The organism is Desulfocicer niacini (assembly GCF_054657595.1).
This window is the reverse complement of record NZ_BAAHYK010000094.1, coordinates 1-7,502: the sequence shown is the minus strand read 5'-3', so window position 1 is coordinate 7,502 and position 7,502 is coordinate 1. Positions and strand designations below refer to the sequence as shown.

Here is a 7,502-nt window from a genome sequence, read left to right as displayed (position 1 = left end):
TAGTGTATTCAGTTGTCCGGAGTGCGGCAGATCTGACTGCACGGCATATGACACGACCCAAAAAACATGGCGTCACCTCATTTTTTTTCAACATGAAGCCTACTTGTCCGCCAGGGGTCCACGAGTGAACTGCAAAGACTGTGGGGTCAAAAAGGTGGGGGTCTCGTGGGCACGCCCGGATAGTGGTTTTACGCTATTGTTTGACGCCATGATTATGTCCATGGTGACAGCCATGCCGGTGAAAGCGGTTGCGCGCTTGGTCGGTGAACAGGATACCCGCTTGTGGCGCCTGTTGAACCATTATGTTGATAAAGCAAGAGACCAGCTTGACCTGTCTCAAGTTAAACGCGTTGGAATTGATGAAACCTCCGGCAAAAAAGGCCACAATTATGTCAGCGTTTTTGTGGATCTGGATACGCCTAAAGCCATTTACGCGACTGAAGGGAAAGGGGCCGACACCGTTAAAAGATTTTCCGAAGACTTTGCTGAGCATGATGGGAAGCCAGACGCTGTTGAAGAATCCTGCTGTGATATGTCACCGGCTTTTATCAGCGGCATCGGACAATACCTGCCGAAATCACAAATCACGTTTGACAAATTTCATGTCATGAAGATCATCATCAACGCTATGGATGAGGTACGTCGCCAAGAACAAAAAAATCATCCGGAACTGAAGAAAACCAGGTATATTTGGCTGAAAAATACCGATAAATTAAAAAAAAACCAATCAAAACAGCTTGAAGAACTGAAAATTCCGAAATTAAATCTAAAGACAGTCAGAGCTTATCACATCAAACTGAATTTCCAGGAGTTTTGGACACAGACACCGGAAAATGCAGAAGCGTTTTTGAAAAAATGGTACTTCTGGGCGACTCACAGTAGGCTTGAACCTGTCAAGCAGGCTGTTTATACCGTTAAACGTCATTGGGACGGCATCTTAAGATGGTTTCATTCCCACATTAATAACGGAATCCTTGAGGGCATCAACAGTCTGATCCAGGCGGCCAAAGCAAAAGCCAGAGGGTATCGTTCGTCTCGAAACTATATCACCATGATCTACCTCATAGCGGGTAAGCTGGATTATACGCTACCCACATGAAACAGCGAGGAGCCAATTTTTATTGTGATTTATTATGGGAAAAACTAGAAGTAAATCGATAAAAAAAGAAATATTTATTAGCAGCATAATTTTTTCGTCAATTATCCTGACTATATTTGGCCTTTTTATGTCAAATAGTTTATACCACTCAGGACAGTTAAAAGCATTTGAAATATTAAAACAAAAAAATTATGCCGTTAATTTTTCGATAGATGGTTATTTTTCTCAAGTGGAAAATATGCTTAAGATTTTGGCGACCAATGAAAGTGTTCAGAATATACCATGGATAGGTGAATCTGAACGACAGCAAACCCTGAAATTGTATAAAACATTTTTAGAACTCAACAAAAACATTACTTATGTCTACTCCGGATATGAAAAAAACAAAGAGTTATTGATAAATGATTACACTCCTCCGGAAGTTTATGATCCAACTGAACGCCCTTGGTATAAACATGCAATGGCAGCAAAACCCGGCATTTCAACCGGGGAGCCTTATCAGGATGCAGTAACCAAGGAGTGGTTATTTTCTACAGGACAAGTATTGTACAGTGAAAAATATGGCATTACTGGTGTTATATCAATCGACAGTTCCATTGAACTGGTCATCAATTTGTTAGAGCAAAGAGAAGGGCTATATAAATCATCTTATAGTTTTTTGACAAATCCGAATGGAAAAATCTTAATTCATCCCAATAAAATTTATATAAATAAATATATATCGAAAGTATTTGACAGCCCTGTTAATAAAAACGAAAGGGAAGGCTTTGTACAATACAAATTAGACAATAAGAAAAAAATGGGATATTATAGTCATAGTGATGCAACGGACTGGGTGTTTTTCACTGTTGTAGACAAGGACGAAGTTACCAATGAAATTATATGGCAAATTTTTTCCAGCCTCCTTTTCACCGGTTTTATTGCAGTTTTGTTAGGTATTGGTCAAAGTATTATATTGAGTCGGCGTTTTTCAACCCCGTTAATTGAGCTTCAAAAAAAAGTTAAAGCTCTTATCCTCGGAAACGTGGAAGCGATTTTTGATTATAAGTATCCTGAAAATGAAATTGGAGTAATTGCCAGGGAACTAGGTCAGCTAACGGCTCAAGAATTATATATCAGGTCACAAAAACTTGAGGAGGCTAAGCTATTGTTGGAACAAAGAAACGAAGAGTTAAAAAAACTTTCCTCAACAGATAAATTAACAGGAATCTACAACCGTCAGAAGATAGATATTGAACTTGAAAAAGAAACTCAACGATCGAAACGCTATAAGAATTACTTTTCAGTTATTATGTTTGATATAGACTGGTTTAAAAAAATCAATGACACATATGGTCATCAGGCAGGAGATTCAGTACTTAAAGAAATATCCCTACTGTTAAAAAAATCAATACGGCCTACGGATATTCCAGGACGGTGGGGTGGCGAGGAGTTTATGATATTATGTCCGGAAACTGACCTGAAAGAAGCAGAAATACTTGGAAACAGAATTTGTTCATTGGTCGCAAAACATCAATTTACAATCAATGCACATGTTACAATAAGTGCAGGAGTAACCGAATTTTCAACCCAGGAAAAACCAGACGATTTTATTAAGCGAGTAGATGATAATCTTTATACAGCGAAGCACCAAGGGAAGAATGTTGTTGTAGCCGTTTAACACACCGACAAGCCAACCAGGCAGTCCAGCGGACAAATAAGGGCTTCCGCTATCGCTCCAGCCCTCATTTGCCGCTGACTTTTGCGTTTCCCTTCCTCGGGTCGCTGGCCTGTGAGCTTCACCGTTTTTGCATTCAATCCAAAACTTGGATAAAGCCATTAATATTGATGAAACTAAAACACAAAAACACCCCGGATAAATGACAAAATTACAGTTGAAGAGACTCTCAATAAAAAGGCTGGATGCTGAGGCAGATTAATTTTGTTGAAACAAAGGAAAATAAGGTACCGCAGACTGGAGAAAAAAGAGCAAGTGGCATGATAAAAGGATAACTTATGACAAATGACAGCCGCATTCAGATTTACAGGACCAAGGACGGGGAAATCCGGGTGGATGTCCGGTTTGCAAAAGAGACAGTCTAGCTGACTCAACGCCAGATGGGTGAGGTGTTTGACACCACGCCGGAGAATGTGCTCATGCATTTGAAAAATATCTATAAGACCAGGGAACTGGAACCGGATTCAACTGCTAAGAATTTCTTAGTCGTTCGAACCGAGGGCACGCGACAGGTCAAAAGAAACCTCAAGCACTATAATCTGGATGCTGTGATCTCAGTAGGGTACCGGGTGAATTCCAAACGGGGGGTGCAGTTTCGTATCTGGGCCACGCAGCGACTTCGGGAATATTTGGTGCAGGGCTATACCATCAACCAGCAGCGTTTTGATCAGAATGCCCAAGAGCTGAAACAGACCCTTGCCCTGATTCAAAAGACGGCTAAATCTCCTGCCCTTGCTTCAGACATGGGACGGGGTCTTGTGGATATCATTAGCCGGTATACAGCGACCTTCCTTTGGCTTCAGCAGTATGACGAGGGCCTGCTCAAAGAACCGGGAGGACAACCCGGTGGTACTTTTTCCAGCCCCAAAGAAGCAATGGCATCCATTTCAGCATTGAATAAACAATTGATGGCAAAAGGTGAAGCCTCTGAGCTTTTCGCTAATATGTCCCGGCCGAACAGTCTCGATGCTATGGCTTTGAGTAAAAATAACCTATACGTTTAAACTGGTGCGTGAAACGATTCTTGGGGTTTAATTTTATAATTCCATTCTCCGTGGAATTCATCCCTAAGAATATTCAAACTGGCCATTTCTTCATCGGTAACTTTTATTCCAGATTGATATTCAGACGAATCTACATCAGTTTTGATTTTCAACCCCTTCTTTGTAGTTGCATTAGCAATAAGATTGACTATTGTTGCAAAACTTTCCAGCGGGCGTCCCCTCCAATTTTTACTCATGAAAGAGAACATCTGATGTTCTATCTTGTTCCATTTACTGGTACCTGGCGGAAAATGACAAATTTGGATATCAATACCCAGTTCGTTCGAGAAAGCTTGTATTTCTTTTTTCCACAACCTGATTCTATAACCGTTACTTCCACCTCCGTCTGCTGTAATAAGAAGGCGAGTAGCATGAGGGTATATCAAACATCCCATTTCATTCCACCAACGGCGAATGCTTTCAACTGCAAATTCAGCGGTATCTTTGCTGATGCCAACGCTTACCCAACCCTCATTTCGGGAAAGATCATAAACACCATAAGGACATGCTTTACCGGCTTTTTTGTCCGGAAAGTCGTAAGTGTTCATATTAACCGGGCATCCCTTATGTTCCCATTCCATGTCTGGATTTTTATATTGACCAATATTTTCTTTTTTCTTTGCATCGACTGAAATAACAGGTTGCCCGGAGTCTTGAAATTCAGCTACTTGCTCATTTATAAAATGGAATTGAGCATCCCTATCTGGATTTTGCTTCCCTTCCAAAATCTTTCGGTTGGCCTGCATGCTGTACCCCATTGTTTGCAATATAGTATACACGGTTTTTTGGGGAACCTTATGCCCTTTTTCACAAAGAGCCTTTGCCAATTTATGAGTGCTTTTACATGACCAGCGAAGAGGTGATTCCGGATCACCACGAGTTAGAGGATCAATGAGGTTATCAAGATCTTTTGCTAGTGCTGGGTTTTTATCTGTTATTTTTTTACGGCCCAGAGCATTACAAGGTGGCGAGTGATATCATGGAGTGTCGAACTTCTTACCTTGGGGGGCATATCTACGATTGCGGTGGCGCGTTATACCCATCGGGTGGCGATCTCAAACTACAGGATCAAGGTCTGCGAAGGTGGAAAAGCCACTTTTTCATATCGAGACCCCAGGAAAGAAACCACTAAGGAAATCACCCTGGACGCGGTGGAGTTTATCCGCCGTTTCCTTCTCCATGTGGCCCCCCGGAATTTCATGCGTATCCGGAATTTTGGATTATTTGCAAACAGGTGCAAAAAAAAGAATATTGAGTTGTGTCTCAAATTGTTGGGAGCTGAGTCCCAAGAAAACGGAGCTACCAGATCCGTCGAGGAGATTATGCTCGATTTGACCGGAACTGATATCCGGTGTTGCCCATTGTGTAAAAAAGGGATACTGGAGAAAAGGTTTGAGATAAAAAAACATCTCTACGGTATGGGAGGAAGCGAATTTATAAAGTAACCCAAAGGAAGAGATTCTCCATAAAATATGGTCAACTACAAAAATGAGCTGGATGTTGTCAACACTTTAAATGAAGGAGGAGAGAAGTATGTCCTGCAGATGCCGATTCTTTAGAAAAGTTGAATCTGGAATATCTGAAAAATAATTTTTTTCACAATTTTATTATTAGGCCACATTAAAATGTTGAGCCAATATAGAAAAAAAGATTAAAATAACAGCATATTAAAGGCTTATTCTAAAAATCCTGTTCAATTTTTGTTTTTTCATTCCTGATAGTTATTTACAATCCCCATATATATTTGGTACACGTATCCAAGGGTAAGTTCAACAGGATTTTATCCACCATCCCTTGTCGCAGGGATGGATAAAATTTTGTATCATACTTTATTCTCAAGCCGGAAGATGTCTTTTTGCGGAAACGGGACGGAGGATAAAATTCATAACATTCGACGGCGATACTAACACCATGTCAAAATATCAATTTGCTTCGACACAAGATATTCGATAGACTTATTTGGGAAGGGTAATTTTAGACAGATGCGGCTATCTTCTTTCAACTCTAAATAGATACACCAGTTAGTGATGAAAAAAAACATGTTCTACTCTAATATTGGACCTGTAGGTGAAAATTTGTGTAAAATCAAATTGATAGCTATTACACTGCTGTCAATTTTCTCCTTGCTAACGATTACAGGGTTTTCTTATTCCAAAGAAATTCATTCACCCCACATCCTTTTATTAAACTCATACCATGAAGGTTTTGAGGGAACAGATGATATTGTCAGAGGGTTTCGCACAGTATTTACAGAAACTTTCCCTGAAGCCAGCATCAAAACTGAATACTTGGATTCTAAATTTTATTCAGGCGCCGAATATGATGAAATTTTGTCCAAGTTACTGGGCTATAAATATAAAAAATACCATTTTGACCTGATAGTTGCTTCTGATGATTTTGCTTTCAACATTGTAGAAAAACATTACAATGATTTATTTTCAACGCTCCCCGTTGTTTTTTGCGGCACCAATTCTTTTGATGTAAAACGCCTGGAAGGGAAGAAGAATTTTGTTGGTATTGATGAACGTCCAAGTTTTAAAGAAAGTATCAATATTATTTTCAGGCTCCGCCCTCAAACCAAACGCATTGTCGTTATCTATGACGATTCAATAACAGGCCAACATAACAGCGAAGCCTTTCGCTCAGCAGCAATCAATTTCAGTATGAAGGCAGACTTTGAGTATCTTGCCGGCTTACCTCTAGAAGCGCTCATCGCAAAAATACAAAGACTCTCTCCTGACACTGCGGCCTTTTATTTTGCATCTTTTGTGGAAAGTAGTAGCAACGGTAAACAATACAGTAGCGGAGAAGCTTTAGAAATATTGGCAGCCAAGAGTCCAGTTCCAATTTTTGGTGGTTGGGAGTTCAGTCTCAATCACGGCATTATCGGTGGTAAGTTAATAAATCTTGTCGAACACGGCTCAAAAGCAGGTCACATTGCTGTTGAGATATTAAAGGGGAAATCTTCGATCTCGATGCCCAAGCTTTTTCCAAGTCCAAATTCGTTCATGTTTGATGACAAAGAATTGAGACGTTTTCAGGTAAAAGATGTCCTTTTACCACCAGAAAGTAACATCATCAATCGACCACAAACATTTTATGAAAAAAATAGGTTAGATATATTTATTACACTGACCATCTTGCTTGCCATGACCGTTATCGGCTCGTTTATTGCTCTTTATAAAAGCAGGTCAGGAATCCAGCAAGCCTACCTTGAACAGCTTCAAACAGAAAAAAAATTACGGAAATCACAAACTGAACTTAGACAAGCCTTATCAGAAATCAAGACTCTGCAAGGAATACTGCCAATATGTTCTTTTTGCAAAAACATAAGAAACGATGAAGGATATTATGAGCAGATAGAAGGGTATATTCACAAACATTCAGGAGTGGATTTTAGTCACACAATCTGCCCTACTTGTATGAAAAAACATTATCCAGAAGAATACGCTTCAATTATGAAAAAAAATAATGTTGAATCAACCTAACCTTCCATGCTAAAGGCTCCAAAAGTCAGAACAAATAAAAATTAAGGGTAACTACTCACCCCCATCAAATTCAAGTTCGGTAATTTTACCAACCAAGGCCATCTGAATGGCCACAAGTGGATTTACTCCATGGTTTGCCATAGTTTGCAAGTAAG

5 protein-coding genes and 1 pseudogene are annotated in these 7,502 nt (G+C 39.9%); 5 read left to right on the top strand and 1 reads right to left on the bottom strand.

Annotation, left to right across the window (positions count from 1 at the left end; all coding sequences use genetic code 11):
* The 3 genes from ACYQ2M_RS24295 to rhuM all read left to right on the top strand — a co-directional run.
* Nucleotides 1-1,099, top strand: a 1,099-nt coding sequence (locus ACYQ2M_RS24295; RefSeq protein ID WP_459918987.1) for an ISL3 family transposase, incomplete at its 5' end; no start/stop codon positions are given.
* Between the two features lie 34 nt (nucleotides 1,100-1,133).
* Entirely contained in the window at nucleotides 1,134-2,759 is a 1,626-nt protein-coding gene (locus ACYQ2M_RS24290) for a sensor domain-containing diguanylate cyclase (protein ID WP_459918986.1), read from the top strand.
* A gap of 476 nt (nucleotides 2,760-3,235) precedes the next feature.
* Nucleotides 3,236-3,820 carry a RhuM family protein gene (gene rhuM, locus ACYQ2M_RS24285; RefSeq protein WP_459918985.1) on the top strand — a complete coding sequence of 195 codons (585 nt, stop codon included), beginning with the start codon at nucleotides 3,236-3,238 and terminating at the stop codon, nucleotides 3,818-3,820.
* Here rhuM and ACYQ2M_RS24280 read toward each other — a convergent pair.
* A pseudogene (locus tag ACYQ2M_RS24280) lies at nucleotides 3,817-4,809 on the bottom strand (ISAzo13 family transposase); the annotation flags it as partial. The gene rhuM and the pseudogene ACYQ2M_RS24280 overlap by 4 nt on opposite strands.
* Before the next feature lie 21 nt (nucleotides 4,810-4,830).
* On the opposite strand from ACYQ2M_RS24280, the gene ACYQ2M_RS24275 reads away from it, so the two are divergent.
* Entirely contained in the window at nucleotides 4,831-5,304 is a 474-nt protein-coding gene (locus ACYQ2M_RS24275) for a transposase (protein WP_459918984.1), read from the top strand.
* Between the two features lie 594 nt (nucleotides 5,305-5,898).
* Nucleotides 5,899-7,347 (top strand): ABC transporter substrate-binding protein, encoded by a 1,449-nt coding sequence (locus ACYQ2M_RS24270; RefSeq protein WP_459918983.1) that lies wholly within the window; start codon nucleotides 5,899-5,901, stop codon nucleotides 7,345-7,347.
* Nucleotides 7,348-7,502 lie beyond the last annotated feature (155 nt).

Excerpts from the sequence above, each read along its gene's own strand:
- ACYQ2M_RS24270 (WP_459918983.1), top strand. The coding sequence starts at position 5,899 with ATGTTCTACTCTAATATTGGACCTGTAGGTGAAAATTTGTGTAAAATC.
- ACYQ2M_RS24290 (WP_459918986.1), top strand. The coding sequence starts at position 1,134 with ATGGGAAAAACTAGAAGTAAATCGATAAAAAAAGAAATATTTATTAGC.
- rhuM (WP_459918985.1), top strand. The coding sequence starts at position 3,236 with ATGCATTTGAAAAATATCTATAAGACCAGGGAACTGGAACCGGATTCA.